26 protein-coding genes and 1 tRNA gene are annotated in these 25,687 nt (G+C 48.2%); 14 read left to right on the top strand and 13 right to left on the bottom strand.

Annotated features, from left to right (window positions below; all coding sequences use genetic code 11):
• The first annotated feature begins 157 nt into the window (after positions 1–157).
• Both H6F51_10015 and H6F51_10010 read left to right on the top strand, forming a co-directional pair.
• Positions 158–418, top strand: a complete 261-nt coding sequence (locus H6F51_10015; protein MBD1822828.1) for a ParB N-terminal domain-containing protein — start codon at positions 158–160, stop codon at positions 416–418.
• Positions 419–500: 82 nt separating this feature from the next.
• Positions 501–977 carry a DNA starvation/stationary phase protection protein gene (locus tag H6F51_10010; GenBank protein ID MBD1822827.1) on the top strand — a complete coding sequence of 159 codons (477 nt, stop codon included), beginning with the start codon at positions 501–503 and terminating at the stop codon, positions 975–977.
• Between the two features lie 52 nt (positions 978–1,029).
• Here H6F51_10010 and H6F51_10005 read toward each other — a convergent pair whose 3' ends face one another.
• Both H6F51_10005 and H6F51_10000 read right to left on the bottom strand, forming a co-directional pair.
• Positions 1,030–1,674 (bottom strand): response regulator transcription factor, encoded by a 645-nt coding sequence (locus tag H6F51_10005; protein MBD1822826.1) that lies wholly within the window; start codon positions 1,672–1,674, stop codon positions 1,030–1,032.
• 66 nt (positions 1,675–1,740) lie between these two features.
• Positions 1,741–2,178: a dTDP-4-dehydrorhamnose 3,5-epimerase gene (locus H6F51_10000; GenBank protein MBD1822825.1), complete on the bottom strand. Its 438-nt coding sequence runs from the start codon at positions 2,176–2,178 to the stop codon at positions 1,741–1,743.
• Positions 2,179–2,380: 202 nt separating this feature from the next.
• Between H6F51_10000 and H6F51_09995 the strand changes: the two genes are divergently transcribed.
• The 5 genes from H6F51_09995 to H6F51_09975 all read left to right on the top strand — a co-directional run bounded on the left by H6F51_09995 (position 2,381) and on the right by H6F51_09975 (position 5,393).
• Positions 2,381–3,253, top strand: a complete 873-nt coding sequence (locus H6F51_09995; protein ID MBD1822824.1) for a hypothetical protein — start codon at positions 2,381–2,383, stop codon at positions 3,251–3,253.
• Positions 3,250–3,645, top strand: coding sequence for a hypothetical protein (locus tag H6F51_09990; protein ID MBD1822823.1), 396 nt, complete (start codon positions 3,250–3,252; stop codon positions 3,643–3,645). Before H6F51_09995 ends, H6F51_09990 begins: the two co-directional genes overlap by 4 nt.
• A gap of 7 nt (positions 3,646–3,652) precedes the next feature.
• On the top strand, positions 3,653–4,075 hold the full coding sequence (locus tag H6F51_09985; GenBank protein ID MBD1822822.1) for a hypothetical protein: 423 nt from the start codon (positions 3,653–3,655) through the stop codon (positions 4,073–4,075).
• A complete protein-coding gene (locus tag H6F51_09980; protein ID MBD1822821.1) occupies positions 4,072–5,028 on the top strand; it encodes a hypothetical protein in 957 nt (318 codons plus the stop codon). The genes H6F51_09985 and H6F51_09980 overlap by 4 nt, the downstream gene beginning before the upstream one ends.
• A gap of 128 nt (positions 5,029–5,156) precedes the next feature.
• Positions 5,157–5,393: a Calvin cycle protein CP12 gene (locus H6F51_09975; GenBank protein MBD1822820.1), complete on the top strand. Its 237-nt coding sequence runs from the start codon at positions 5,157–5,159 to the stop codon at positions 5,391–5,393.
• Positions 5,394–5,638: 245 nt separating this feature from the next.
• Here H6F51_09975 and H6F51_09970 read toward each other — a convergent pair whose 3' ends face one another.
• A complete protein-coding gene (locus tag H6F51_09970) occupies positions 5,639–8,833 on the bottom strand; it encodes an MFS transporter (protein ID MBD1822819.1) in 3,195 nt (1,064 codons plus the stop codon).
• Positions 8,834–9,018: 185 nt separating this feature from the next.
• Complete coding sequence (locus H6F51_09965) at positions 9,019–10,356, bottom strand: UDP-N-acetylmuramoyl-tripeptide--D-alanyl-D-alanine ligase (GenBank protein MBD1822818.1); 1,338 nt, start codon at positions 10,354–10,356, stop codon at positions 9,019–9,021.
• A 137-nt stretch (positions 10,357–10,493) separates the two neighbouring features.
• Here H6F51_09965 and H6F51_09960 point away from each other — a divergent pair.
• Positions 10,494–10,574: transfer RNA gene (locus H6F51_09960), tRNA-Leu, on the top strand.
• 505 nt (positions 10,575–11,079) lie between these two features.
• On the opposite strand, the gene H6F51_09955 is transcribed toward H6F51_09960, so the two are convergent.
• Positions 11,080–11,544, bottom strand: a complete 465-nt coding sequence (locus tag H6F51_09955; protein MBD1822817.1) for a DoxX family protein — start codon at positions 11,542–11,544, stop codon at positions 11,080–11,082.
• A 244-nt stretch (positions 11,545–11,788) separates the two neighbouring features.
• Here H6F51_09955 and H6F51_09950 point away from each other — a divergent pair, with 244 nt between their 5' ends.
• Positions 11,789–12,145: a DUF1257 domain-containing protein gene (locus H6F51_09950; protein ID MBD1822816.1), complete on the top strand. Its 357-nt coding sequence runs from the start codon at positions 11,789–11,791 to the stop codon at positions 12,143–12,145.
• Positions 12,146–12,211: 66 nt separating this feature from the next.
• Here the strand turns inward: H6F51_09950 and H6F51_09945 are convergent, their stop codons facing one another.
• A complete protein-coding gene (locus H6F51_09945) occupies positions 12,212–12,952 on the bottom strand; it encodes a hypothetical protein (GenBank protein ID MBD1822815.1) in 741 nt (246 codons plus the stop codon).
• Between the two features lie 151 nt (positions 12,953–13,103).
• On the opposite strand from H6F51_09945, the gene clpP reads away from it, so the two are divergent.
• Positions 13,104–13,709 (top strand): ATP-dependent Clp endopeptidase proteolytic subunit ClpP, encoded by a 606-nt coding sequence (clpP, locus tag H6F51_09940; GenBank protein MBD1822814.1) that lies wholly within the window; start codon positions 13,104–13,106, stop codon positions 13,707–13,709.
• 58 nt (positions 13,710–13,767) lie between these two features.
• Here clpP and H6F51_09935 read toward each other — a convergent pair whose 3' ends face one another.
• The gene (locus tag H6F51_09935; protein MBD1822813.1) at positions 13,768–15,246 is read right to left on the bottom strand and encodes an amidophosphoribosyltransferase; all 1,479 of its coding nucleotides are present in this window, start codon (positions 15,244–15,246) and stop codon (positions 13,768–13,770) included.
• A 104-nt stretch (positions 15,247–15,350) separates the two neighbouring features.
• On the bottom strand, positions 15,351–17,684 hold the full coding sequence (purL, locus tag H6F51_09930; GenBank protein MBD1822812.1) for a phosphoribosylformylglycinamidine synthase subunit PurL: 2,334 nt from the start codon (positions 17,682–17,684) through the stop codon (positions 15,351–15,353).
• 169 nt (positions 17,685–17,853) lie between these two features.
• Here purL and H6F51_09925 point away from each other — a divergent pair, with 169 nt between their 5' ends.
• Positions 17,854–18,810 carry an asparaginase gene (locus H6F51_09925; GenBank protein ID MBD1822811.1) on the top strand — a complete coding sequence of 319 codons (957 nt, stop codon included), beginning with the start codon at positions 17,854–17,856 and terminating at the stop codon, positions 18,808–18,810.
• 87 nt (positions 18,811–18,897) lie between these two features.
• Entirely contained in the window at positions 18,898–20,787 is a 1,890-nt protein-coding gene (locus H6F51_09920; protein ID MBD1822810.1) for an ABC transporter ATP-binding protein, read from the top strand.
• Here the strand turns inward: H6F51_09920 and H6F51_09915 are convergent.
• From H6F51_09915 to H6F51_09900, 4 genes are all read right to left on the bottom strand, one after another.
• Positions 20,784–21,335, bottom strand: coding sequence for a Uma2 family endonuclease (locus H6F51_09915; protein ID MBD1822809.1), 552 nt, complete (start codon positions 21,333–21,335; stop codon positions 20,784–20,786). The genes H6F51_09920 and H6F51_09915 overlap by 4 nt on opposite strands.
• A gap of 3 nt (positions 21,336–21,338) precedes the next feature.
• The gene (locus H6F51_09910; GenBank protein ID MBD1822808.1) at positions 21,339–21,707 is read right to left on the bottom strand and encodes a 2Fe-2S iron-sulfur cluster binding domain-containing protein; all 369 of its coding nucleotides are present in this window, start codon (positions 21,705–21,707) and stop codon (positions 21,339–21,341) included.
• 79 nt (positions 21,708–21,786) lie between these two features.
• A complete protein-coding gene (locus H6F51_09905; protein ID MBD1822807.1) occupies positions 21,787–23,445 on the bottom strand; it encodes a hypothetical protein in 1,659 nt (552 codons plus the stop codon).
• Positions 23,446–23,520: 75 nt separating this feature from the next.
• A complete protein-coding gene (locus tag H6F51_09900; protein MBD1822806.1) occupies positions 23,521–23,709 on the bottom strand; it encodes a helix-turn-helix domain-containing protein in 189 nt (62 codons plus the stop codon).
• Between the two features lie 202 nt (positions 23,710–23,911).
• On the opposite strand from H6F51_09900, the gene H6F51_09895 reads away from it, so the two are divergent.
• The gene (locus tag H6F51_09895; GenBank protein MBD1822805.1) at positions 23,912–24,127 is read left to right on the top strand and encodes a hypothetical protein; all 216 of its coding nucleotides are present in this window, start codon (positions 23,912–23,914) and stop codon (positions 24,125–24,127) included.
• A 199-nt stretch (positions 24,128–24,326) separates the two neighbouring features.
• Positions 24,327–25,388: a fatty acid desaturase gene (locus tag H6F51_09890; protein MBD1822804.1), complete on the top strand. Its 1,062-nt coding sequence runs from the start codon at positions 24,327–24,329 to the stop codon at positions 25,386–25,388.
• Between the two features lie 46 nt (positions 25,389–25,434).
• On the opposite strand, the gene H6F51_09885 is transcribed toward H6F51_09890, so the two are convergent.
• The coding region (locus H6F51_09885; protein ID MBD1822803.1) for a hypothetical protein at positions 25,435–25,687 on the bottom strand (253 nt) is incomplete at its 5' end.

The following is a 25,687-nucleotide window of genomic DNA, read 5'->3' as shown; positions in this document are numbered from 1 at the left end:
AGAAAGCTAGAACAATTTGTGCATGATCCAGGATTACACAGATGGTTGAGAATGCGGAATTTGACGCGTTGAATTTAATGTCAGCAAACCTGCAAAAACAACTTGCAAGTCGTAGTCATTATGAGTATGATATAGAGGTTGGATGAAGAGAAGATGCATGAGAGTTCAAGAAATCCCAATCAATCAGATTCGCCGCCCGTTATTTCGGCAGAACGATCAAGAGAAGGTTAAAGATCTCATGGCTTCAATTTCGGAGATTGGACTCCAAGAGCCGATCGACGTTTTAGAAGTGGATGAACAGTATTACGGATTTTCGGGCTGTCATCGCTACGAAGCCTGTAGCCGACTGGGACACGAAACGATTTTGTGTAATGTGCGACGCGCACCCAGAGCCGTTCTTAAGCAACATTTAGCTTAATTTTCAGGTTGGCTGCGGGATAATAGCCAGCAAGACGGTTTGGACTACTCACTCTTTTTTAGAAATTTAGTAGGAGAAGACTATGGTTAGTCAAGTTGCCATTGGCATCGAAGATAACAAGCGTCAAGAAATTGCAGAAGGCTTGTCGCGTTTACTAGCAGATACTTACACGCTGTATTTGAAAACGCACAATTTCCATTGGAATGTCACAGGCCCAATGTTTCAAACGTTGCACACGATGTTTGAGACACAATACACTGAGCTTGCTTTAGCAGTGGATTCGATCGCAGAACGCATCCGAGCACTGGGCTACCCGGCTCCAGGAACTTACAACGAATATGCGAAGCTAAGTTCGATCGCCGAAACGCCGGGAGTTCCGAAAGCAGAAGAAATGATCAAGCTCCTAGTCGAAGGACAAGAAGCGGTGGTGAGAACGGCGCGATCGTTGTTCCCCTTAGTGGATGAAGCCAACGACGAACCGACTGCTGATCTACTGACTCAACGGATGCAGATTCATGAGAAGACGGCTTGGATGCTGCGGAGCTTGTTGGAATCGTAGGATTTTAAGTCATAAAGCTATAAAAAACCGCCGGATATACTCCGGCGGTTTTTTATAGCACTAAATGATGCTCCATTGCGAATCGCACCAATTCAGCCCGATTGCTCGTGTCTGTTTTTCTTAGCAAACTACTAACATGCTTCTCCACGGTGCGCGAACTCAGATGCAATCGATCTCCAATCTGATTATTCGATAATCCATCGCTCAGCAGCGTCAAAACCTCTTGTTCGCGATCGGTAAAAGCAATGTTGATATCTGGTTTTTCCCGCTCTGCTTCTGCGGCTACTTCAAACTCTTGCCGCGATCGCCAACTGGATTCGATCATCTGGCTGCGATCGAGGAGATTCCGCACGACTGCACCCAATTCTGGAAGCTCAAACGGTTTTGCAAGATAAACATCACAGCCAAGCTGATACCCCCGTACCCGCTCGTCGGTATCCGTGCGTCCGGTGAGAAATACGATCGGTAACAAACGCAGCGCCGGTCGTCGCCGCACTTGGCGCACAAATTCATACCCATCCATCAGCGGCATCGAAACATCGGTCACGATCAAATGCGGCTGATGCGTTTCGAGCAGGGCGATCGCATCTTTACCGTTTTCTGCTGAGACCACAGAATAACCAGAACATTCGAGATAGTCGCAAATCGAGAGGCGGGTTCCTAAATCATCTTCTGCAACAAGAATTGTGAGCGGCATGAAACACAGGGGAAAGAGAATTAGATGCCAGTTATGAGTGGCATATTCAAGCTTAAATAAAATTCACTAAGCATGGCTAGAAGAATGAATTTTTTGTAATTGGTGAGCCATATTCATATCGTAGGGGATTGGTCGGCGCATTGGGCGATAATCTCGATCAATAGGAGTGCTATGTCTTAACACGGCGTTCACCAACACACAGGCTGAGCCGCTGAGATTAATGGCTCCATGCGGTACTCCCGGCGGAATTTTTACCACCTGCGGCTTCATTTCGCTTAACGAAATGTATTGATACCTACGATTTTGTAATACAACCAGAATAAAACTGCCGCGCACGACTAGCAGTTGATCGGTCTGAGTGCGATGAACGAACAGATCGTCGATCGTCTGAGCCGGAATATTCACCAGCATGGTTTCATGGCTCGATTGCGGCGTGTAAAACTCCGCCATGCCGCCCTTGATGGATTCAAGTGGGAAAATTTCAACCTGTGTCTTTAACCCCATACCGACCTCCCAGATTCGCTTTCTCCCCAATCTAATTGAGGCAAAATTAAACTTTTGTACCTGTTATCACAAAAGTTCACGCTTTATGGTATGTCGCTTTTTTCGGGATGAATTCGATCGATATGATTGACATTTGAGCGGTAGCACATTAATACTAATATAGTACGAAGGTACTAAAGACTCACTTGCCCCAGGAGCCGCGATGACAGAACTGAAATCAGAAAGCCAGTCAACCCGGATCACTCAGACTCAGCCAGGCACAAAACGGCAGCTTGCGAAACCGATCGCTGATCCCCTGAGCGCGAGTGAATCGAACCCGGAGTCCGCTGCAAGCAGTGATGAGTCTACCACTGATGCGACCTCTCCGAAAAAACGCCGCACCACGAAAACTGAAAAAGCACCAACTGCAAAAGCTGCTAGCACAAAAATCTCCGCCTCCAAGCGCCAGGCGACCCATAAAGCAGCGAATCAAGCCGCTTCCACGCGAGTAAAGCTCACCTGGGAAGCGTCCCCCTCCCTCGAAGCTGTGCTGGCCCAATTTAACGAGCAACTGAACGCAACTTGGATTGCGATCGATGAGCTTAAGTCCACGGTCGAACATATGCAGGCACAAGAGCGCACCCGCTCTGCTCATCCAGCGCCGCCTCAACCTAGCTCTGTGCGCTTGCCGCTTGAACCCGCTCCCGTTCGCGCTCCACAATTTACTCGCAGACCGCCTCAAACCGAGATTCCGCCCTTCCGCCCGACGAGTGGGATGAATGGGATTCACCCCACTCGTATCCGTCGCCGCAAGCCTCTATACCGCCTGTTGCAGCGCTGCCTCAAACTACCCGAACAGAATGCTGCACTTGCGATCGATGCTGCCGTTTGGATATTAGCAGCAGCAGGGCTGCGAATTGGGCTGAAATACTGGGTTGCAGCAATGCCATTTCTCAACATTCCAGTGATTGTGTTGATGTGTATTCCGGCATTGTTAGCCGCTTACGCCGCTTTCTTTATTCCTCAAGCCAATCGGATTGGGATTTACCGACTGTTGCTGGTGACTTTGGGATTGTTCGTCGGAGGCAAACTATGACTGAAAAAATTACCTCTAACCAAGGGTTAGCAGGGGTTGCAGGTATCTTAGCGTTGGGCATCTTCTTTCAAGCGATGGGACTCCCTTCATTTGGAAGCAAAGATGCAGGGCTAGACTGTCAAGGATCAGTACGATCGCAGCAAACCGTTTCTGAAGACCAGATTGCAAAGCTGATCACGCTGAAAAACGGAGACCCGAAAGATGCAGTCCGCAAAGCCTTAAAAGAGCCTTACTGCACCCTTCCTGCACTCTCGCTCCGGACTGGAACACAGACTGAGCGTGAAGCCTATCGAGTAGCATCTGATGCGCTAGAACGATCGACTTCTCAAACGTTTATTGTGGTTTCGTATGAAGGGAATCAATATCTGGGATATAAGTTCTGGATTCGTTAAGGCTGGATTGATTCTGCTTTTAATGTCTAGCTGTTCTGCTTCCCCCCACAGTCAGAACCTGATTTCAGAACCCAAGCTCTATCAAAGCTGGCAACTCAAGCCGGGAGATGAGATTGCAGGCGCAAAAGTGACGGGCGGACTCGGAGATATTTCGATCGCTCTGAACGGTCAGTCGGTGTATGCTCCCTCAGACGGAGATGCGTACATCGACAAACGCGGCTGTGTGTACTTTGCAGGTGCAGATACACCCGCCTATTTGTTCCGCCTGTGTGGATTAGATCGTCCGAAGCTTGGAACCCTGAAAGCTGGAGACGCGATCGCCACCGGAACCATTCTGCAATTTGCCACCTTACTCAAGCAAGCCGACGAAAGCTGGGCACTCGTCGAACCCGATAAAAGCTTACTGCAACGAACTCTAAAGCCACGATGAAAAAACTTGCTTCTTTGATGGTCAGCCTCATCGTCTTGACGCTGAGCGGAATGCGATCGGCGCAAGCTCAAGGACTGCTCACCTTTAGCCCACCCACCTCTAAAGCAAATCCAGTCACTTCTCAATCTAAAATCACATCATCTGTCACTGGAACCAGCCCGAAGAAATCCGCCGCGATCGGCTTTCAAGCTCCTGCTCGTCCTGCTCAATCTCCTGAAACTGAAGGAGTAAAGCGCCCGAAAGCATTACCTCAAGCCAGTGTTGCAACCAATAATGCTCTGCTAGACGTGTGTAGGAATTGTGGCAATGATCAAAATGGTCAATCCGCCGCTCAATCGGACGATCGCTTAGTTGCAGTTGCACCCGATGAACTGTTTGAAGGTGGTTCAGACTCCCTGGTTGCTAAGGCAGTCGGAAGCGCGGAAGGAACTCGTACTCCCGATGGCGGCAAAACCTGGGCGTACAAGGGGCACATCGATCCAGGTAACGGGGTGTGGAACGTGGGCAGCTTCTCTTATCAACATGGCGCGGATTCTCCCGATGATGCCGATCGTCGTCAACTTGCCCGCCTGCGGAATCAGTATGCTGCGATCGAGCGGCATGCCATTTCTGCGGGACTGCGGCTTGGACTCGAAGAACAGCTAAATGGCATTGATTTGGCAAACCAAGCGCCGCTCGCAGCACTCGAAGAGGGTGGATATGTCGATCGTCTCCGGCAAGCCTATACAGAGGGTTTACGCGGCTCGGAAGCAGTTCTCCACGCTCGTACCTACTCGTATCTTGATCCTCGGACGAATCAATGGGATGCTCCTGGTCTTGGCAACAATTACTACAGCATCAAGCGCGATCAAGCGCGACGGCAAGATGCGATTTACCAGGCAATTCAAAGTCATCAGCAAATGGCACGATCGCTCAAACGTAGCGATGATATCCGAGTCAGCCGAAATAACTAAAGTTGTGATAGATGGTCTTAGGGATAGGAGGTGAATTGTTAAATTAAAGGTAGAAGACCACACAAGGCTGAAATCTAGAGGCAAACTGAAAGTAATCGCCCAATCTTCACTACACCAGGGGTAAGGTTATGACTGAAGCAAAAGAAGGCATTACGATCGAACAACGCCTCACCAAACTTGTTGATCAAGCGCGTGATGCTTGCGGTACGAATGGAACGATGTCGGATGAATGTGCAACCGCTTGGGATGCAGTCGAAGAAGTTCAAGCTGAAATCTCGCACCGTCGATCGGATGGAAAAGGGTCATTAGCTGCTTATTGCGACGATAATCCTGATGCGGCTGAATGTCGCATTTACGATGTTTAATTTGACGTTTAATTTGACAGCGCGTAAGCTACGGAGTTTTTAGTTTTGAGCGGATAGCTGCCCCCAAATTTCTCGCTAAGAAGCTTTGAGACCAACAGATTGGAGCGGTGTCAAAGCTTCTTGCTTTAGAGATTTGGGGGGCTAACGGTGTTTACCAGTTTTGCAATTTAGCTTTAAAAAAGTCAGCCCTCCGCTTTTGAGTAGTGGAGGGCTGACTTTTATTCGCTAGGCTAAACGCGAGTCAATTAGAGACCACCGACCGCGATCGCGCCTGCAAGAGCCGATGCGCCTGCCGAGATTAACGCGGTTCCAAACAACCACCAAGCTGCTGTTTCTGCCGCTTTGCGGGTTTCTTCGGCTTGCTTTTTGGCTTGTCGCTTGACTTCTTCAAGCCGATGTTGGGTTTCGGTTTGAATCCGTTCTGCACGTCGCAGAACTGAAGTTCTCGCGTGTTCCACTTGATCGACAATTCGGTTTGCTTCAGCTTCCGAGATGTCCTCGCGGGATGAGAGCAGCGCTACAACCGTCTCGCGGTTAAAGCTACCTAAACGATCGCGCAACGCATCAAAGCCCGCTTGCGGATCATGGAACAGCGTCCGCAGATCAGTCCGAATGCCTTCATAGTTCAGCTCCGGGCGATCTAGCGAATTCAAGTAATTGCGAATGCGATCGAGAATGCCGTCGATTACGCCTTGAATCCGGTTCTGGATCGCTTGGATCTGTGCCATGAACTGTTCACGCACCGAAAGCACTTGATCAACCACGCGGTTCGCTTCTTCCTCGGTCATGTCGTTTCGTTGAGCTAGAAGCGCCACGATCGTCGAGCGATCCATGTGGGATAAGCGATCGCCGAAGCTACCAAATCCAGCCTTTGGATCGCGCAGTAGCAATTGCAGATCGCGCTTGATGCCGTCGGGATTGAGTTCTTCTTTCTGCGTATTCCGCAGATAGTTCTCAAATGCCGATTGGAAGTTGAGCACCCGCTGTTGGGTTCTCGATGCCAAGCGACGCGGCGATCGCGCCACACTCCGAATGGATGACAGCACTTGATCGACCATCTGATTGGCTTGCGCTTCCGTCAGATCGGGACGTTGTGCTAACAGTTTGACGATCGTGTCGCGATCGACTTGCGACAGTCTTCTTCTCAAGCGAGAACCGCCTGTTTTCGGATCGCTCAGCAACGCATTTAGATCGCTCTTGATGCCATCCGGATCAAGTTCAGAGAGATGCGTGTTGCGGAGATAGCGTTCGATCGTGCTGATGACGTAATCGATTTGATCTTGCGCTTTGTGAACGGCGATTTGCGGCGCGTGCATCACCGTGTTTCGCACATCTTCAAGCTGACCGATGATCCGATCGGCTTCTTCCGGCGCGAGGTCTTGACGCTGCGATAGCAATTGAACGAGCGTATCGCGATCGAACTGGCTCAGGCGTGCCCGCAGTGCAGAAGATCCAGCTTGCGGATCGTCAAGCAACAAGCGGAAATCGCGCTTAATACCTTCCGGATCGAGTTCGGATTTGTTGGTGTTTCGCAGATAAGATTCGACTCTGAGCCGCAGGGCTTCGGCTTCAGAACGAACGCGGTTTTGCGCTTCTTGAGCTGAATTGAGGACACGATCGCGCGTGCTTTCAAAGCGAGTAATAATGCGATCGGACTCTTCCGGGGTGAGATCCTGACGCTGCGATAACAACTGCGTCAGGGTATCGCGATCGAAATGGCTCAAGCGATTCTTCAGCGCGTCGTAGCCTGCTTCGGGGTCTTCGAGCAGTAGCGACACTTCCCGCTCGATCGCGTCGGGGTCGAGTTCATCTTTGTTCGTCGATCGCAAGTAGTTCTCAACGCGACTGCGAAGATCGGTCGTTTCGTGATGGTCTTCAGCCGTTTGAACTTGGCTCAGAGTCGCTGCCCGAATTGTTTCAAGCTGATCGGCAATCTCAGCAACTCGTGCTGCCGGTAAATCTCCACGTTGAGTTAAGAGATTGACGAAATCGCCACGATTTAGCCGTTCGAGTTCGCGTCTCACCGCACCCGGATCGGCTTCCGGATCGTGAAGCAATTCGCGGAATTCGCTGTCTAAGGTTTCCCGATTGAAGTGCCAGGAATAGGTATTTAGCAGATAGTTCTCAACATCGGCTTTAATCGGACTAAAGCCCGACGAAACCTGACTCGTGGCTTTTTGTGCGCCCGACATCACCTTATCGCGAGCCGATTGAATCTGTCCGATGATCTTTTCAACATCGAGATCCTTCAGGTCTGTCCGCCCCATCACGGTTCCCATCAGAGTTGAGAAACCGAATTGCATCGCTCGATCGACAAGGCTCGCTTGGTCTTGTTTTCCACCTTGCTGCGCCAAGGACGAGAACGCATCGCGCATTCCCGACATTTGATCTTGCTGCGTGTTTTGCAACGTCTGACCTTGACGGCGCAGTTCTTCGGTGAGCTGATCCAAACGACGATTGAGATCGTTCATGTTGACTTGTCCGGATTGAACAGTCTTCAGATATTCCACCAACTCTTGCGTCGGATCTTTGCGCTGATGGCGACCGATCGTATCTTTCCAAACTGCATCAAGCTGATCGATCAAACGGTTTGCATCTTGTTTCGATAAATCCGTGCGATCGCTAATCAATTTCGCAAACGTATTGCGATCGATATGGCGCAGCCGATCCATCACCTCGACCGCAGAGCCACTACCCATCACGCTTTGCAGTTCTGGATCATTCACCAACGTTTCGAGTTCACGCCGCACCCGACCAAAATCCAATTGTGCAGGACGAAGCCGTTCGATGTAGTCTTCGAGAGAATCCCGAATATTGGCAGGATCGATCGCCGAACCCAATTCTCGCCGGACTGCTGCGGCTGCCGCTTCTGCGGTCGAGACGACTTGCTGATTAACGGCTCTTGCTCCGAGTGCAGCCGTTGCCGTTCCGACGATCGATTGGAATCCAGCCGTTGCAGTATTGACCACTGAACCGACCAGCGATCCCACTGTCGTAGAACTCACCCAAACGAGCAGGGTAAAGTATGCCGCCCAGATCACCAGACCGACGATCGCACCCAGCGCTGCGGTCGTTAATAAACTGAGTTTCACCGCCAGCAAGCAAGCGATAAACAGCGAAATGGTGACGGTGATTAGTGTCCAGAGACCGACAGCAGTACCGATTTTGCGAATCGTGCCGCCACCACCGCTAGAGTGCGAATGATGCGAATCATGATCATCCGAAGAATGTCCGAGGTAAGAAATTCCGGCAGCAACGGATAAATTTGTAAACAGTAATTGGAATGCAAATGCTAATACAATTCCCGAAATTAGAGCAACAAAAAATCGAGGGCCTGAAAATACCAAAGCCGCTTGCTCCGGTGTTGTGACTCCTCGATCGATTGGAACTTGTGCCAGGATCTGACCGAGTTCCCAAGTTAAATTTGTGACTTGACTCATAGAAATTCCCTCATCAGACTTCGCCCAACACAAGAGATGTGTCAGTGAGGCTGCAATTTTGAACTACCTTTGATGTCAGAATCGCTGAGGCGAGAGCGGATAAGCATCTTTCTCAAGTGATAGACCCCTCAACTGAAAGGAGTAAATCAACTGTTTTAGCTTGGGGATCAGTCGATAGGAGGTGTTTACTTGGATGGAACGATGGCAGCTACGACGAGATCGAGTCCCACCGCTCTTGATGCTTTAAATAGAAGTCGATCGCCCGATCGAATCAATTCATTCAACCGCGATATTACTTCTGTATGCGTTGTGAAAGTCTCGGACGGAACGGGAGAAGCCGCGATCGCCATGGCTTGCGCTTCATCCGGGTCAGCCAGAATCAACAATTGATCAAGCTGCAAATTTCTCACTTGTTCACCGACTTGCTGATGGTACTGAACCGACCAGTCACCAAGTTCTTTCATCGTGCCAAGCACAGCAATTCTACGATCGCCCTCAGTCTGAGCTAACAGCTTTAGAGATGCCAGCATCGACTCTAAACCTGCGTTGTAGCTTTCATCGAGAATCACCACATCGTTGGGTAATTCGTAGCGTTTCGCTCTGCCACTGGGCAATTCAACTTCGACCCCTGCGGTTAGCCTTGCAGCATCGAGATTGAGAGTTTGCACAACGGCTAAAGCGGCTAAGAAGTTCAGCGCGTTATGTTCACCGGGGAGCGGTAATACAAACTTCAACTCACCGACCTGTAACGTTTCTGCATCAATGAGTTGTCCTTGTAAATCACCCCCCTGCAGTCCGTAGGTGATGGTTTGACCTTGCCAAACTTTCTCAGCCGTTTCGAGCAATAAAGCATTATCGTGATTCAGAATTGCAATGGCATCTTTGGGCATTTCTGCCAGCAGTTCACATTTCGCTTGAGCGATCGCTGCTCTCGATCCCAATCTTCCAATATGTGCGGTTCCTACATTCGTAATCACGCTAACATCCGGCTCTGCAATTTGTGATAACAATGCGATTTCCCCAGGCGCTCTCATTCCCATCTCAATCACAGCAAAATCGTGATCTGAAGTTAATTCTAGGAGTGTCTTCGGAACACCGATTTCATTGTTGTAATTTGCTTGCGTTTTGTGGACTTTGCCGTATTTCAATAAAACCGCTGCAATTAATTCCTTTGTTGTAGTCTTCCCGACTGATCCAGTAATTGCAATCACCGGGATTTTAAACTGTTTCCGCCACCAATGCCCGATCGTTTGATACGCCTGCAAGGTATCCGAAACCACGAGAACAGGTAAATCACCCGCTTCAAATTGAGCATCCACGATCGCCGCGACCGCACCTTGCTCGATTGCAGTCTTTACAAAATCATGCCCGTCAAACTTCTCACCCCGCAAGGCTAGAAAAATCTCACCCGATTGGATCGATCGCGAATCGGTTGTCAGACCGATCGCAGTTGCATCCGGTAAATTTTGAGCTGATGCTCCGAGGAGTGAAACCAGTTGATCTAGGGTTGCGTGAAACGACATGAGCAGTTGCGGGAGTCAGTAAGGTTTTGAGTGTACCGCTATCGGGGGTGCAAAAACTGCGATCGTGCCAATCCCACAAAATTTGAAAAAATTTGTCACGAAATTGCGATTTATCTGCTATTGTAGTTAAGGCTTAGGCGGATGTGGCGGAATTGGTATACGCGCACGCTTGAGGTGCGTGTGGCATTGCCTTGCGAGTTCGAGTCTCGCCATCCGCATGAAGTTGGAAGGGAGAAGTTTATCACTTCTCCCTTTTATTTTTGCAATGAAAACCAAATGCCGAGGAGACTGTTACAGACAGTAGAGATTTGATGATCGTCTCCGTCTAACTTCCCAGGGACAGGGGCAATCCGAGATTCTGCAATTCTCGAAGTTAATCAATCTAAAATACAATCTTGACAAGATTTAAGATTGTAAATAAATGTTTCAATAAGTAGCCCTATTCATGCCACTAAAGGTGTAGTTCGCTACGCTTTAGGATAGATGAAGGAGGAACAAATCAATGGTCACTGTGCCCGACAGCATTAGCTTAATCGACTTATCGAGAATTTGGATTCAGAAAGCGTTAGAAGAGATTACAGCCGAAAACGAGCCAGTTGAACAACCGATCGAAACCGAAGAGGAAGAATAATCCCTCACCCAAGTTTTTTAAAAAATGGTCTAGTCCTGTAGATTTCCAAAGCTGAAGCAGTTTTGCAGATTTACCGAGCTAGACCATTCGTTTTAGGAATTCGATCGTCCCCGCGACAACAGATGATCGATCGAGAAATTCCCGCCGCCCCCGACAGTAAACAAAAGATAAATCAGCATATACAGCGAAGCTGTTTCTACAGGCCCAACGTCTAATCCTGTTTTTTTCAGATGGAAATAAACCGCGATTAGCATTGTGAACGTTAAGGACAACGCACTGATTCGCGTGAAGAATCCGAAAATTAACAAAATTGAAGCAACAATTTCCGTATACGCTGCACAGTAGGTGAAAAATAATGGAAACGGGAAGCCAATCACGCTCATGACATTATCAACAAAGCCTTGAACATCAGCTAATTTACTAAAGCCATTGTGAATCATTAATACACCCACCAAAACGCGCACTCCTAACCAAACCGCTTGAAACGCTGGATTGGGGCTAAGGTCGGACTGCAAAATCGTTGAAAGGGGCGATCGCCCAGACGGAGTAACGGTCATTTGTTAGCTTCTCAAAAATGGTACTGGTTGCATCTTACCGAACCCAGATCAAAAATCGAAGCTTTACGTTACTGGAATCGTTACATAACTCAATCGTCTAAACGGCTGTCTACCCCAAGACTATTGTAAGCTTAAAAACATAAGCCTAAAAAAGAAGCCTTTAGGTAGACGATCGCTCGATTCTCCCACTGTTACTGTTAACAAAACAACTTACATACCACCCATTCAAGCAAGGACAAAATCTATGTCACACTTTAGTACACTCCGCAGTAAAATCACCGATGCAGAATTGCTTAAAGTTTCGTTGCGCGATCTGGGTTTCACAGTAGAAACCAACGCTGAAGTTCGGGGAATGGGCTGTCAGCGCGTTCACGCAGATATCGTCGCTGTTTTAGATGGTAGCTATGACATCGGCTGGGTACATAACGAAGATGGCACGTACAGCATTGTTGCAGACTTGTGGGGTGTTGCAAGAAAGCACAACCTTGCAGAACTGATGACCTCGGTAAACCAAAAGTATGCGGTACAGCAAACCCTTAGCGCAGTTGCAAAACGCCCTGGTTTGCAGAATGCAAACATTCAAGTGAAGGTTCGCGGCTAATTGCACGGTCGCTAGATCTCATAAATCCTTTACAGAGTCCTTGCTGCACCCTGTAAAGGATTTGTTTTATTTGGCGGCTCCGCTCAAAACTGCATTGCCATCTTGGAAGTTAATATCTTTTACGGTCAAGCCGCGTAGCTTCAGTTCGAGGTTGAGTTGGTCTTGCACTTTTTGAGGAGACACCCCTAAGCGGTTCGCCACTTCAGCGATCGTAAAGCTCATGTTTCCCACCTGAATTTTGGCGTTTTGATCGAAGTGTAACTTGCCGTTTTGGATCTCAGGCTTGCCCTCAATTCCGATGTAAACTTTGCGATCGCTCATCGGAATTTTTTCGGTAATTTGCGTTAACAATGCCTGATGTTGTGATCCGATTCCGCTATTCTGTAGCTCTTTAATATCCACAACCGCTCCAGTTTTTAGCTGGTCATTTTTCACTGAAGTGTGAAACCCTTTCACTGAATTGGGTAAACCTTTACCGCCACTTTTCTCAGTGATTTTGGTGACAAGCAAATCGTTTAATTCTTGAGAACTCAGTGCAACCTGAACAGGCTGAGAGGGCTGAGGCTCCGGGAAATTGGGCGTAATATTTGTACTGGCAGGCTGCGGATTGGTTTGAATTTGAGCGGCAATTTTTCTTTCGATCGCAGCACCGGATTCTTGAATTTGAGTATAAGTTCGAGGGCTAGACTGTTCCTTAGCGTACCAGTCTGGTAATTGGGTGAACTGTCGCCAAAAATAATAACCACCGGAGACTGCTGCCACTGCAATTCCTGTTAATGACAAAAGTAGAATCTTTGATCTTTTCACAGCTACCTCAAATCAACCTTTACATTCCTTGACGATAATTTAGTCCGTTTATTCAGGTTAGGCAAACTCTAGCGCATCCGTTGTGTACGGCAAACACCCCAACGACTGAGCGTTCATTCGCTAAAATGAAAAAAATTACTGGGCTGGATTCATGATTCCTACCGTTATTGAAACTTCCGGACGGGGCGAACGCGCCTTTGACATTTACTCCCGACTGTTGCGGGAACGAATCGTGTTCCTCGGTAGCGCGATCGATTCGGATGTTGCCAACCTCGTCGTTGCACAACTACTGTTCCTCGAAGCCGAAGATCCGGACAAGGATATCTATCTCTACATCAATTCCCCCGGCGGTTCGGTTTCCGCGGGAATGGGTATCTATGACACGATTAAGCAAATTCGCCCGCAGGTGTCTACAATTTGCGTCGGGTTTGCTGCCAGCATGGGTGCATTCTTGCTCAGCGCTGGAACTAAAGGAAAACGCATGAGCTTACCCCACTCGCGAATTATGATTCACCAGCCGCTAGGGGGCGCACAAGGACAAGCGACCGATATCGAAATTCAAGCGAGAGAAATTCTGTATCTCAAGCAGCGACTCAATTCGTATCTGGCAGATCACACCGGACAACCGCTCGATCGGATTGAACAAGATACTGAGCGCGATTTCTTCATGTCGGCTGAAGAAGCAAAAGAGTATGGATTGGTTGATCAAGTGATCGATCGTCGTCCGTCTGCGGCTCGTCCTGCGGTTGTGCAGTAGTTTAGCCGTTCGCTCTTAAGAAACATGCCCACCGAATCGGATTCGGTGGGCATGTTTGCTATTTCGCCGTTTTTTCTAGCATTAACTTCGATCGCTTCACCGTTTCAGGAATTGCGATCGGGTAATCTCCAGTAAAACAAGCCGAGCAGAATTCACCCGGATTTTCTCTAGTTGAATCTAGCATTCCTTCCCAACTGAGATATTGCAGCGAATCTACCTCAATCTGCTTCGCAATTTCCTCGATTGATTTTGTCGCTGCAATTAAGTGATCCTGACTGTCAGTATCAATGCCGTAGAAACAAGGATGCGTCACCGGAGGCGAAGAAATCCGCATATGAACTTCGATCGCGCCTGCATCGCGCAGTGCTCTCACGATCTTGCGGCTCGTCGTTCCACGCACGATCGAGTCATCGACAATAATCACACGCTTTCCAGCGAGTACATCTTTAAGCGGGTTAAGCTTCATCCGAATTCCCGCTTCTCGCATTCCTTGAGTCGGTTGAATGAAAGTACGACCGACATAGCGATTTTTGATCAAGCCTTCGGCATAAGGAATGCCCGAAGTTTGAGAAAACCCGATCGCAGCCGGAACGCCCGAATCTGGCACCGCAATCACGATATCTGCATCCACTGTCGATTCTTTCGCAAGCTGTCGTCCGATTCGCAGCCGATAGCTGTACAGCGTTTCATCGTGCATCATGCTATCAGGACGGGCGAAATAAATCATTTCAAAAATGCACAGTTTGCGAGCGGGTTGCTCTGCCCAGAAAATCGACTCGATGCCGTCCTTGGTAATCCACACCAGTTCACCCGGCTGAATGTCTCGAACGTAATCGGCTCCAATGATATCGAGTCCACAAGTTTCTGAGGCTAAAACATAGCGCAAAGGTGCAGCGTGCGATTCCTGCGCCAAAGTGCCCAAAACGAGCGGACGAACCCCATTCGGGTCGCGGGTTCCAATCATGCCGTCCGGAGTCCCGATCGCGAGACTAAACGCACCCTGACACCGCTTAAACGCCGCGATCGCGCCATTGACCCAATCATTTCCTCGATTGACTTCTTCTGCGATCGCCAGCGCGATCGCTTCAGAATCCGTTGTTGTCGCAAAATCGTGATTCGTTTCAGCTAATGCTTCACGGAGTTCACGAGTATTCACCAAGTTTCCGTTATGTGCTAACGCCAGCGTTCCTAAACGTGATTTTGCTAACGCAGGTTGAGCATTCACCACCCGGCTCGATCCGGTCGTCGAATAGCGAGTATGACCGATCGCTAAATCTCCGGGTAGCTCTTTGAGCTTTGCTTCGTTAAAGACTTGTGCTACCAAACCCATGTCTTTATGAAGGTGAACATAATCTCCTTCAAACGTGGCAATTCCCGCAGATTCTTGACCTCGATGCTGTAGGGCAAACAGTCCAAAATAAGCCAGATTAGCTACAGGTTCTCCCGGTGCGTAAACTCCAAACACCCCGCAGGCTTCTTCTGGTTTGTCAGGACGATGCTCAGCAGGATCTACAGAAAACTTGTCGTCAGGCAGCATAAGCTTGGTTTTGCGTAGTTAGACAGCAATCAGAACGTTGAGAACACGGGTCTTGTTGAACACAGAGTCTTAACATTCCCTTAATATCGCACACAACGGCAGAGCTATTCCGTTAGCCCCTTCTCGATCGCACTCGACCAACCTGTGAACAACTCTGCGATCGTAGCGTCGATTACATGAAATTGGGAGACCGAAATCTTTAGGGATTCCCCGCCGACGGTTCCCAATTTTTGCCAACGATCGCCGAGTTCCGCAGATAGAGTTGCCTCCCATTCTGCAACCGAGTCCGGTTTCACAGAAACAATGATCCGCGCTCCGCCTTCTGCAAAGAGAACTTCGTCCATTCGCGCCGCGCTATTTGGAATTTGAATTTCTGCCCCAAGCTGATGCCCGAAACAACATTCAGACAGCGCGATCGCGACTCCCCCTTCTGCACTATCATGCGCCGATTGAATAACACCGCTGCGAATTCCCGATCGACAAACCGCTTGGACTTTGCGTTCCAGTTCAAAGTCAACGATCGGCGGTTTTCCTGCCACAGTTTGATGCACTGTTGCCAGGTATTCTGATGCGCCCAAGGTTAAGGACGAATCCGACATCGGCAATCCTAAGAGGTAAATTACGTCTCCGCTTTGTTTCCAGCTTTGTCCGACGATGCGATCGAGCTGCGGAATAAATCCAACCATGCCCACAACCGGAGTCGGATAAATCGGCTCTGGCTTGCCTTCAGAATCTAGGGTTTCGTTGTATAGAGAAACATTTCCCCCTGTGACCGGAGTCGAGAATTCTCGACAAGCTTCGGACAGTCCGCGACACGCCTCAGAAAGTTGCCAATAGCCGATCGGCTTTTCTGGACTGCCAAAGTTTAAGTTATCGGTAATCGCAACCGGATCGGCACCGACACAGCTTAGATTCCGGGCGGCTTCTGCGACAGCGGCTTTTGCACCTTCATAGGGATGCAGGTACACATAACGAGGATTGCAATCAACCGTTGCGGCAACCCCTTTGTTTAATGAAGCTGAATCAGGAATGACAGAGGCGCTCTGAGCATCAGCAAGTGGGCGAACTCTCACGACTGCCGCATCTGCACCACCGGGAAGCAACACGGTATTGTTCTGGACTTGATGATCATATTGGCGATAGACCCAGCGTTTTGAGGCGATCGTTGGTGTATTCAACAAAGTTGCTAAAATCTCATTCCAGTTCCGATTAGCAATCCCGTTTTCATCACAGTTCGGTAAACTTTCGGCTGTCCATGCCCAAGCTTTTTGAGCATATTCGGGGGGGTCGCTGATCAGTTCACGATGATAAATCGGAGTGTTATCTGCTAAAGCGGTTGCGGGGATTTCAGCCGCGATCGCGCCTTGGAAGAGAATTCTCACGATCTCTTCTTCGATCACTTTCCCGGCAACAGTCGCATGAAGTCCCCACTTCTCAAAAATATCAATCAGTTCCTGTTCGCGTCCCTTTTCTGCCACAAACAGCATTCGCTCCTGTGATTCTGAAAGTAAATACTCATACGGAACCATCCCCGTTTCCCGCACTGGAATTAAATCCAAATCGAGTTCGATTCCGACTCCACCTTTTGCTGCCATTTCTGAAGTTGAACAGGTAATGCCTGCTGCGCCCATATCCTGGGCTGCAACGACTGCACCTGTTTTAAATGCTTCTAAACAAGCTTCGATCAAAGATTTTTCTAAGAACGGATCACCCACTTGCACCGCCGGACGATCGTCGATCGATTGATCGCTCAATTCCGCACTAGCAAAACTCGCACCGCCCATACCATCGCGTCCTGTGGTCGAGCCGACATACAGCACCGGATTTCCCAATCCTTTTGCGCCTGACTTCACGATTTCGGTCGTTTCCATCAATCCCAATGCCATCACATTCACCAAGGGATTGCCGGAATAAGCGCGATCGAAATACACTTCACCACCAACAGTGGGAACACCCACGCAATTTCCATAATGTGAGATTCCAGCCACAACGCCGTTTACAATCCGACGAGTCCGGGCATCATCGAGCGTTCCAAATCGCAGAGAATTGAGTAGCGCGATCGGTCGTGCCCCCATCGTAAAAATATCGCGCAAAATTCCGCCCACTCCGGTTGCTGCACCTTGAAACGGTTCTACAGCAGAAGGGTGATTGTGCGACTCGATCTTAAACGCTAATCGCAAGCCATCGCCCAAATCAATCACGCCTGCATTCTCACCAGGGCCAACTAAAATGCGATCGCCCTCAGTCGGAAACTGCTTTAACAAAGGTCGCGAATTTTTATAGCAGCAATGCTCCGACCACATCACACCGAACATTCCCAGTTCAGCCTTGTTTGGATGGCGACCTAAGCGGCGCACAATCTCCTCGTACTCTTCAGGCTTGATCCCTTCAGAAGCAATTTCGGTCTCAGAGAATGGTGCAGATGACAGGACAGACATAAACCCTAGCCCGGATAGAACAGGCACTTATTCTATCGAACAAAGCTCCGGGTTTAACGATCGATCCAATGTTTCTCACAGCAGCGATCGTTCAAGCATTCTAGATTAAGCATTTCGATTTTTAACGCAGGTGAACCGCCTCTGAAGCAGGTGTGTTACATTTCTACTCATGACAAGGGGAAGAAAAATTCAAGCCACCGCAGAACTCGAAGTCCGGTTACTGCGAGAAGGGATCACAGAGTCGGTTCATCACGCTCAAGCGGTCATTTGCGACGATCGCGGACGGTTGCTGCTGTGTGCAGGTAATCCTGAAACTGCCACATTTGCGCGATCCGTACTCAAGCCATTTCAAGCAATTGCAGTCACCGCATCTGGAACGCTAGAGCGGTTTAATTTGACCGATCGAGATCTGGCGATTATTTGCAGTTCGCACAAAGGAACGATCGAGCAAGTTCGCCAAGTCTTTAACATCTTGTGGCGAGCTGATGTTGATCCGACTGCGCTACAGTGCCCGACTCCCGAAGGCAAACAAAGTCCGCTGCAATACAACTGCTCTGGCAAACACGCTGGAATGCTAGCAGTTTCTCAGCAGCTTGGATATCCGATCAATAACTATCTGCACTACAATCATCCGGTTCAGCAGTTGATTCTAAGTAAGCTGGCAGAGTTTCTGAAAAATCCGGCTGAAGAGTTTATTCCGGCTCGTGATGACTGTGGCGCACCCACGTATTTTATGCAGCTTCGACAGTTGGCTTGGCTTTATGCTCAGCTTGCATCGGGTGCAAATTTGGACATGGAGCGGATTCTCAGAGCCATGACGCATCATCCTACGATGGTGGCGGGCGATGGCGAATTTGATACCGAACTGATGCGACTGACCCAAGGCGAACTCGTGAGCAAATCCGGCGCAGAAGGCGTTCAGTGTATTGGTCGAGTCGGTGAAGGCATGGGGCTTGCGATCAAAGTGATGGACGGGGCAAAACGAGCCAAGTACGCGATCGCGATTCACGTGCTGCGCCAAATGGGTTGGATTACGCCATCGATCGCAGAAAATCTGTCAGAAACCTACATCAACCTCGGACGCTACAAGCGCTTAGAAGTCGCAGGCGATCTCTCAATGCTTTAGTTCTGAATGCTTTAGTGCAGTGGGAACCTTACAGGGTGCGATCGCGTTGCTAAAATTAATCATTCCCCCATCGATCAGCCGAATCCTATGAGCGACACAATCCTGAATGTCCGTAACCTGCAAGTTCAATTCAAAACTGATGAACGATTGGTTAAAGCGGTAGACGGCATTTCGTTTCAAGTGCGACGGGGACGAACGCTCGGAATTGTGGGTGAATCAGGGTCAGGAAAATCGGTGACATCGCTGGCGGTGATGCGGCTGATTCCCAATCCGCCGGGACGAATTACGGACGGTGAGATCTTGTTTCAGGCGGCAGATGCTCCAGAACCGATCGATCTCTTGCGGTTAAGCGAAAAGCAAATGCAGTCTTATCGCGGCGAACAGATTTCGATGATTTTTCAGGAGCCGATGAGTTCGCTGAATCCGGTGTATACTTGCGGGTTTCAGCTTGTGGAAGCGATTCGGCAACACCAAAACATTTCGCAGTCAGAAGCACGTCGTCGAGCGGCTTTATTGCTGCAAGAAGTGCGGGTGCTGCCATCGGATGAAGAGTTAAAACAACGAGTTTTAGAAGAACGCAACCAAAAACCGCTCAGCGAACCGGAACTCGATCAAGAACTGAATCGCCAAAAAACCGCAATGCTCGATCGCTATCCGCATGAGCTATCTGGTGGGCAGTTGCAGCGAATCATGATTGCGATGGCGATCGCCTGTAATCCCACTTTGCTGATTGCTGACGAACCGACCACGGCGCTGGATGTGACAGTACAGGCGACGATTTTAGATCTGCTGCGGGAACTGCGCGATCGACGCGGGATGGCAATGATGTTTATCACCCACGATCTCGGCTTGATTGCAGAGATCGCCGATGATGTGGCGGTGATGTACGAAGGCAAAATCGTAGAATACGGCTCGGTTTTAGAGATTTTCTCGAATCCGAAGCATCCTTACACCAAAGGACTGCTCACTTGTCGTCCACAGCCCGATCGACGCTTGCGATTTTTGCCAACCGTTTCGGACTTTATGGAAGTGTCGCTGTTACCGTCCGGGGAGAAATTAATTCAGGCAAAACAGCGCGATGTGAATACGGCTCTAGCGGAAGCACAAGAAATCAGCGATGTGGAATTTGATCAGCGGCTCAAATCACTTCAGCAAAAACAGCCGCTGGTTTCGGTTCAAAATCTGCAAGTGGCGTTCCCAGTTCGGGGAGTATTTGGGCAGACGAAGCGCTACATGATGGCGGTGAATGATGTGTCGTTCGATGTCTATCCAGGTGAAACGCTGGGACTCGTAGGAGAATCAGGTTGTGGTAAATCGACGTTAGCGCGAACGCTGCTGAGGCTGATTGAACCGAAACAAGGAAAAATTTTCTTTGAAACCGAGGACATTCTGAAGCTTTCTAAGCATCGAGTGCGTCAACTGCGGCGCGATGCTCAAATTATTTTTCAGAATCCGTATAGTTCACTCGATCCGCGAATGAATATTGGTGATGCGGTGATGGAGCCGTTGCTAATTTACGGGCGTGGCAACCGGAAGCAATTTAAGGAACGAGTCGAGTATCTATTGCAGCGCGTGGGACTCGATCCGAAGTTCATAAATCGCTATCCGCACGAATTTTCTGGCGGACAACGGCAACGGATTTGTATTGCTCGATCGCTCGCCCTTAATCCGAAATTTATTATCTGCGATGAGTCGGTGTCTGCGCTCGATGTCTCAGTTCAAGCGCAGGTCTTGAATCTGCTGAAAGAATTGCAGTCTGAATTTGGGTTAACTTACATTTTCATTTCGCATGACTTAAGCGTTGTGAAGTTCATGAGTGATCGCATTATCGTAATGAATCGCGGCAAAATTGAAGAGATCGGAACCGCCGAGACGATTTACCGCAAACCGCAAACTTCTTACACTCGTCAGTTGATTTCGGCAATTCCGGTTGGTTCGCTCGATCGCATTCGGGAACGTCAACAGCGATCAGCTTAACTGTTGAGAATACGATCGACCGAAATCGAAATCTCTGGGAATGCGAGGGGTGCGATCGTGCCTGTGGTTAGCGTTGTTTCAGAACGGTAATCCCCATCCTGCGGATCGCGCAACACAATTAGCTGTAACCTTTTCAGATCCACAATCCAATACTCAGAAATTCCAACCTCCGCGTAAATTTTGCGTTTAATTCCAAGATCTTTGCTGGGGCTGGAATTTGAATACTCGATCAGCCAGAAAATATTTTCAGGATAAGGATGATGTTCGCGATATTCCCGTCCCAAATCTTGAACGATCGCAAGATCTGGTTCAGGCTCTGATTGGTTTGGTAATGTAATCGGCTTTGCACCCCGAACATCTGCTAAACCTTCTAGAAGGTTTAGCAGATACTTAAATGCTTGATTGGAATCAAACGCATGGGGCTCTCCTTCTGGCGGCATTTCGACAATTTCTCCTCGCAGCAATTCCACCCGCCGATCGTCTAAAATCCCCGCTTCGATCATGCGGTGATACTCCTCTAGTGTCCATTTCGCGATCGTCACGCTCATCGTTTAATCCTCGTCTAGCGGCAGTCCACGCTTGACCCGACCTTTGCCAAAATAGCGCCCAAACTGAAGCTCATACACTTCATCTTCATCCTGTGTTTCAACTTCGAGATCTGATTTGGCATAGCTCACACACAGCAGCGCATAGCCTTGTCGCTTTAATTCTGGCGACAATCCCACCGCTTCCAGTTGCTCTAAATGACCCGACAACACCCGTACCGCACAGGTTGTACAGGCTCCATTGCGACAAGAAAACGGCAGTTCGATTCCTTGAGTTTCGCCGGATTGGAGAATGTAGCGATCGTCCGGCACTTCAAAAGTGTAAAACTTGTCTTTTTGTCGGTGATAAACCCGGATTGTATGAAATTCAGTCATGATCGTTGTTTTGAATCTGCTCTTTCCACTCTAAGACTTTTTGGCGGCAGCAGTTGAGTGGCGGTAAACCGGAGTTGTACTATTTTGTGCGGCAAACCCAAAGATCATAAAATTTGCTGCTGGATTGGCGATCGTAGTGTGCTGCAAAGATTTTCCTAAATTCATCACTGAATAGTTTCTGAAGTGGCGGATAGTAGCTGTAGACCTGAAACGGTGGATTGCTTTTTGGAATTAACCAAATCTCTGTTTGGCAAGTTCTGATCGCATTGAGTGTACTTTCTGGCGTGTTGTTCATTCCAGATGCCTGCATTTCCATTAGAGACGCAGAATCGAGCCAGTAAGGATTACCCGCAAATACTAATTGAGGGCGATAAGTTGAAAGTTGATAGCTCACTGCACCATAACCCATGCCGATCGTGCGATTTGGATGGGTTGCCATGATGCGATCGAGATCTGCGATCACCTGATGTCCGGGAGCGGTAGTCATCCGATCAATGAATTTTATTTCAGTTGAGTAAACCGCTAAACAGAGCGATAACGTGAATGCGATCGCAGCACTCAAGTTGATTGGAGTGATAATTTTAGATCGCTTAGAATACGTTGGAATTTGGAATAGCTCGATCGCAAGATAAACGAGTAGCGGCACGAATGGCAGCATATTATTTTCTAAAGCACCGCGAGTTGCACTAATCACTGCATTGGCAACGATGCCAGCAATTAAAGTGATGCAATATAGGGAATGCTTAGATAGCCATCGTTTCAGTGAATCAAAATTAGTAAAAAGCGACTGTATGAAAGCGAGCGCTACAGGTAATGCTACAAATCCTGCCCATAAAAGATTCTTTGGAATCTGATCGGAATTAATCCCCTTGAGTCGAACTTGCTGTAGCCACGCCCAATAATTTGTGAATGAGATTTGGGAAAAAATAAAGTATGGTAATGCTGAAACAAACGCAGCAATACCAGATGAAATTAGTACAGAAATGAATCCGAATCGATATAGTAACAGAACATAAATTGGGATGAAATGCAGAAAGGCAGTGATTTTTAGATTCGTGCTAATGCCAAGTGCGATAGTGCTTCCAATTATCGCAATCGATTGCGATCCTCGTACAACCAGAAACAGTCCAAGCACGGTAAAAAATAACAGCAACGAATCAGGTCTGACCCAAAACGAAGACGTTAGCAACCCAGAAGCAGAAGTTTGCGCCAGAAAACAAAGTGAAACGATCGCGCTTCCAAAGATTCCAGCTTTCCAGCCCAAACGATCGCGAATCAACCAAAAGATCAGCCCCAAACTCGAAAGCCCTGCCAAACAACCTGCAATTTTTGTCGAAAAAATGCTCGGTTTTAGAACACTTAGAAATCCACTCTGAATCACATAAGAAAGAGCACCATAATTATTAATGTATCTTTCTGCTGCATCTAATTTTGGGTAAAGCGCTTGTCCTCGATGAAACAGCCATGAAACGATCGCAACATTCGCTTCAGCCGGATCAGCAAAATCCGCCCAAGTTGGATAAAGAACCACCAAGCCAACATAATTTAAGACAATCAAACTTGCGAGTAGGAGCAGAATCGAACGAGTGAATCGATCGACCTGATTTCGCAGTTGAAATATTACGAATGCTGGAATCAACCCAATTAAGAACAGTGCAAAAAAACCTTGAAAGATCAGTTCAATTTCTAATCTTTTGCTGCTCGAAATTGCTTGAATTATCGTCTCTAACGCTTGCATTGCTCGGCAAATTCTAGCAAAGGGATCACAGCGATCAAAGCATAAATTGTGTTCGATCGCATGGAAAATCGAAGGTTACTCTTCGGCATCTGGCACATATTGAATCAAATCCGCAGGCGTACAGTTCAGCGCATCGCAAAGTTTCGCCAGTGTTTCACCACCGATCGCAGGCATATCATCTGCATTCTTCAGCTTCGAGATGCTAACCGGGTGCATTCCAACAACTTGGGAAAGCGCTTGATTTGTTATTTTGCGGTCTGCCATGACCACCCGTAATCGCCAACGAATCTTTCCCACTTGCACTCAGACTAAATAGAGCTTGACCTAGAAAATTTGAAATTGTGTAAGCGATGGGCTATTTAGTCTTAGCGTTTTACGCTATAGTTAAAGCCTAAGAATCTAAGATTCAGTTGCAAGCCCCGCCAAGAGTCTGCAACTGCATTGCCCCAAATGAGGTAAATAAATCATGCCATACAACGCTGAGTTTGATGATTCTGCGGCACACGATCGTGTGTGTTCCTATAGAGAGCGATTTTTGACAAATCGGGCGGTGCCTTTGGCTCACGCGAACGTGTCCGTCTGCCTTTTGCCGAATATGCAGTGCGTGATTGTTGGACGATTCCGCACTCGCACCGATGCAGATGGACATTTACGAGTGTTGCGTCAGATGATGCCAAGGTGAGAATTCATTGTGGTGTTCGATCGTGAAGAAAGCGGAAGTTTTTCAAGCGTAGATTGCACGTAATTCGTAGTTTTGAGACATTAGCTCGTCTGTTTCTAATGCCTAGCTCTAGTCGCCTATTCTCGAAATATACTGTTACATTTGGCACGGTTAAACGGTAGAATAACCGGGCTACACATTGTTTCGTGAAAAGAATTACGTGCAAGTTTATCCGAATCCGTCTACCCCGGTGACAGACGCTTTTGTTCGTCAAGATCTACCCTTTACTCTCAAAGATGTACGATCGGCAATTCCCGATCGTTGCTTTCAACCTTCGACCGCTCGATCGCTAGCTTATTTCTTCCTCGATATCGGCATTATTGCAGGACTGATTGAGATCGCAGCTTACCTCGATTCTTGGCTATTTTTCCCGGTTTTTTGGTTTGCTCAAGGCACAATGTTTTGGGCGTTATTTGTGGTTGGGCATGACTGCGGACATGGCTCATTTTCTCAACACAAATGGCTGAATAATCTGATCGGGCATTTGTCACACTCTCCAATTTTGGTTCCGTTTCATGGTTGGAGAATTAGCCATCGCACTCACCATGCAAATACTGGCAACATTGATACTGACGAAAGCTGGTATCCGGTGACAGAAACGAAGTATGCAGAAATGGGATTTCCAGAAAAGCTAATGCGGTTTTATTTGCCGTTGTTGGCTTATCCCCTGTATTTGTTTCGCCGATCGCCCGGTAAACAAGGCTCTCACTTCATGCCAAGTAGCCCTTTGTTTAAGCCCTCTGAGCGCAATGATGTTCTTGTTAGTAGTGTTTGCTGGCTGTTGATGGTTGCATTTCTCGCAGCGTTAACCATTCAGTTTGGGTTTCTATTTCTGCTGAAATACTATCTTGGCGGTTACGTTGTATTTGTAATTTGGTTGGATCTAGTGACCTTCCTCCATCACACCGAAGATGATATTCCCTGGTATCGGGGTGAAGATTGGTACTTCCTTAAAGGTGCGTTGTCTACGATCGATCGTGATTACGGTATTTTTAATCCGATTCATCACGACATTGGCACGCATGTTGCTCACCATATCTTCTCAAATATGCCGCATTACCGCTTAAAAGAGGCAACAGAAGCCATTAAGCCTGTCCTCGGTGGATATTACCGCAAGTCAAATGAGCCGATTTGGAAAAGCTTTTTCAAATCCTACTTTGCTTGTCATTTTGTGGCTGACACCGGATCGAAAATCTACTACCAATCGCCACATAACCGATAAGTCAAGCCCTGCTTGAGAACTCCAGTTTTTCATAAAATTGGAGTTCTCAATCTTTTGTAGATTCATCCTCTTCGTTCATGTCGATTAAGCCTTCCTCAACGGCTGTTTCGAGCAAAAATCGTTTCGCAAGGCGATCGTACACTCCTGCCCCCACAAACTGCGGAAATTTGTGCGATCGACTGTAGACCCAAACTAAATTCCCTTTTTCAAAAATCCGAACGTCCTGAAACCACTTACACTCTGGCATCTTCAACTTTGCAAATTCGAGAGCATCAATCCAGCGATCAAACTCACGATCG

It is taken from the genome of Cyanobacteria bacterium FACHB-DQ100, assembly GCA_014695195.1.
In the GTDB taxonomy this organism is placed as follows: domain Bacteria; phylum Cyanobacteriota; class Cyanobacteriia; order Leptolyngbyales; family Leptolyngbyaceae; genus Leptolyngbya.
Note: the sequence above shows the minus strand (reverse complement) of the source record. Positions and strands in the feature narration are given on the sequence as shown.

What these genes read in the sequence shown, in the direction of transcription:
- H6F51_10015 (MBD1822828.1), top strand. Translation starts at nt 158, where the DNA reads ATGAGAGTTCAAGAAATCCCAATCAATCAGATTCGCCGCCCGTTATTT.
- H6F51_10010 (MBD1822827.1), top strand. Translation starts at nt 501, where the DNA reads ATGGTTAGTCAAGTTGCCATTGGCATCGAAGATAACAAGCGTCAAGAA.
- H6F51_10005 (MBD1822826.1), bottom strand. Translation starts at nt 1,674, where the DNA reads ATGCCGCTCACAATTCTTGTTGCAGAAGATGATTTAGGAACCCGCCTC.
- H6F51_10000 (MBD1822825.1), bottom strand. Translation starts at nt 2,178, where the DNA reads ATGGGGTTAAAGACACAGGTTGAAATTTTCCCACTTGAATCCATCAAG.
- H6F51_09995 (MBD1822824.1), top strand. Translation starts at nt 2,381, where the DNA reads ATGACAGAACTGAAATCAGAAAGCCAGTCAACCCGGATCACTCAGACT.
- H6F51_09990 (MBD1822823.1), top strand. Translation starts at nt 3,250, where the DNA reads ATGACTGAAAAAATTACCTCTAACCAAGGGTTAGCAGGGGTTGCAGGT.
- H6F51_09980 (MBD1822821.1), top strand. Translation starts at nt 4,072, where the DNA reads ATGAAAAAACTTGCTTCTTTGATGGTCAGCCTCATCGTCTTGACGCTG.
- H6F51_09975 (MBD1822820.1), top strand. Translation starts at nt 5,157, where the DNA reads ATGACTGAAGCAAAAGAAGGCATTACGATCGAACAACGCCTCACCAAA.
- H6F51_09970 (MBD1822819.1), bottom strand. Translation starts at nt 8,833, where the DNA reads ATGAGTCAAGTCACAAATTTAACTTGGGAACTCGGTCAGATCCTGGCA.
- H6F51_09965 (MBD1822818.1), bottom strand. Translation starts at nt 10,356, where the DNA reads ATGTCGTTTCACGCAACCCTAGATCAACTGGTTTCACTCCTCGGAGCA.
- H6F51_09955 (MBD1822817.1), bottom strand. Translation starts at nt 11,544, where the DNA reads ATGACCGTTACTCCGTCTGGGCGATCGCCCCTTTCAACGATTTTGCAG.
- H6F51_09950 (MBD1822816.1), top strand. Translation starts at nt 11,789, where the DNA reads ATGTCACACTTTAGTACACTCCGCAGTAAAATCACCGATGCAGAATTG.
- clpP (MBD1822814.1), top strand. Translation starts at nt 13,104, where the DNA reads ATGATTCCTACCGTTATTGAAACTTCCGGACGGGGCGAACGCGCCTTT.
- H6F51_09935 (MBD1822813.1), bottom strand. Translation starts at nt 15,246, where the DNA reads ATGCTGCCTGACGACAAGTTTTCTGTAGATCCTGCTGAGCATCGTCCT.
- purL (MBD1822812.1), bottom strand. Translation starts at nt 17,684, where the DNA reads ATGTCTGTCCTGTCATCTGCACCATTCTCTGAGACCGAAATTGCTTCT.
- H6F51_09925 (MBD1822811.1), top strand. Translation starts at nt 17,854, where the DNA reads ATGACAAGGGGAAGAAAAATTCAAGCCACCGCAGAACTCGAAGTCCGG.
- H6F51_09920 (MBD1822810.1), top strand. Translation starts at nt 18,898, where the DNA reads ATGAGCGACACAATCCTGAATGTCCGTAACCTGCAAGTTCAATTCAAA.
- H6F51_09915 (MBD1822809.1), bottom strand. Translation starts at nt 21,335, where the DNA reads ATGAGCGTGACGATCGCGAAATGGACACTAGAGGAGTATCACCGCATG.
- H6F51_09910 (MBD1822808.1), bottom strand. Translation starts at nt 21,707, where the DNA reads ATGACTGAATTTCATACAATCCGGGTTTATCACCGACAAAAAGACAAG.
- H6F51_09905 (MBD1822807.1), bottom strand. Translation starts at nt 23,445, where the DNA reads ATGCAAGCGTTAGAGACGATAATTCAAGCAATTTCGAGCAGCAAAAGA.
- H6F51_09900 (MBD1822806.1), bottom strand. Translation starts at nt 23,709, where the DNA reads ATGGCAGACCGCAAAATAACAAATCAAGCGCTTTCCCAAGTTGTTGGA.
- H6F51_09895 (MBD1822805.1), top strand. Translation starts at nt 23,912, where the DNA reads ATGCCATACAACGCTGAGTTTGATGATTCTGCGGCACACGATCGTGTG.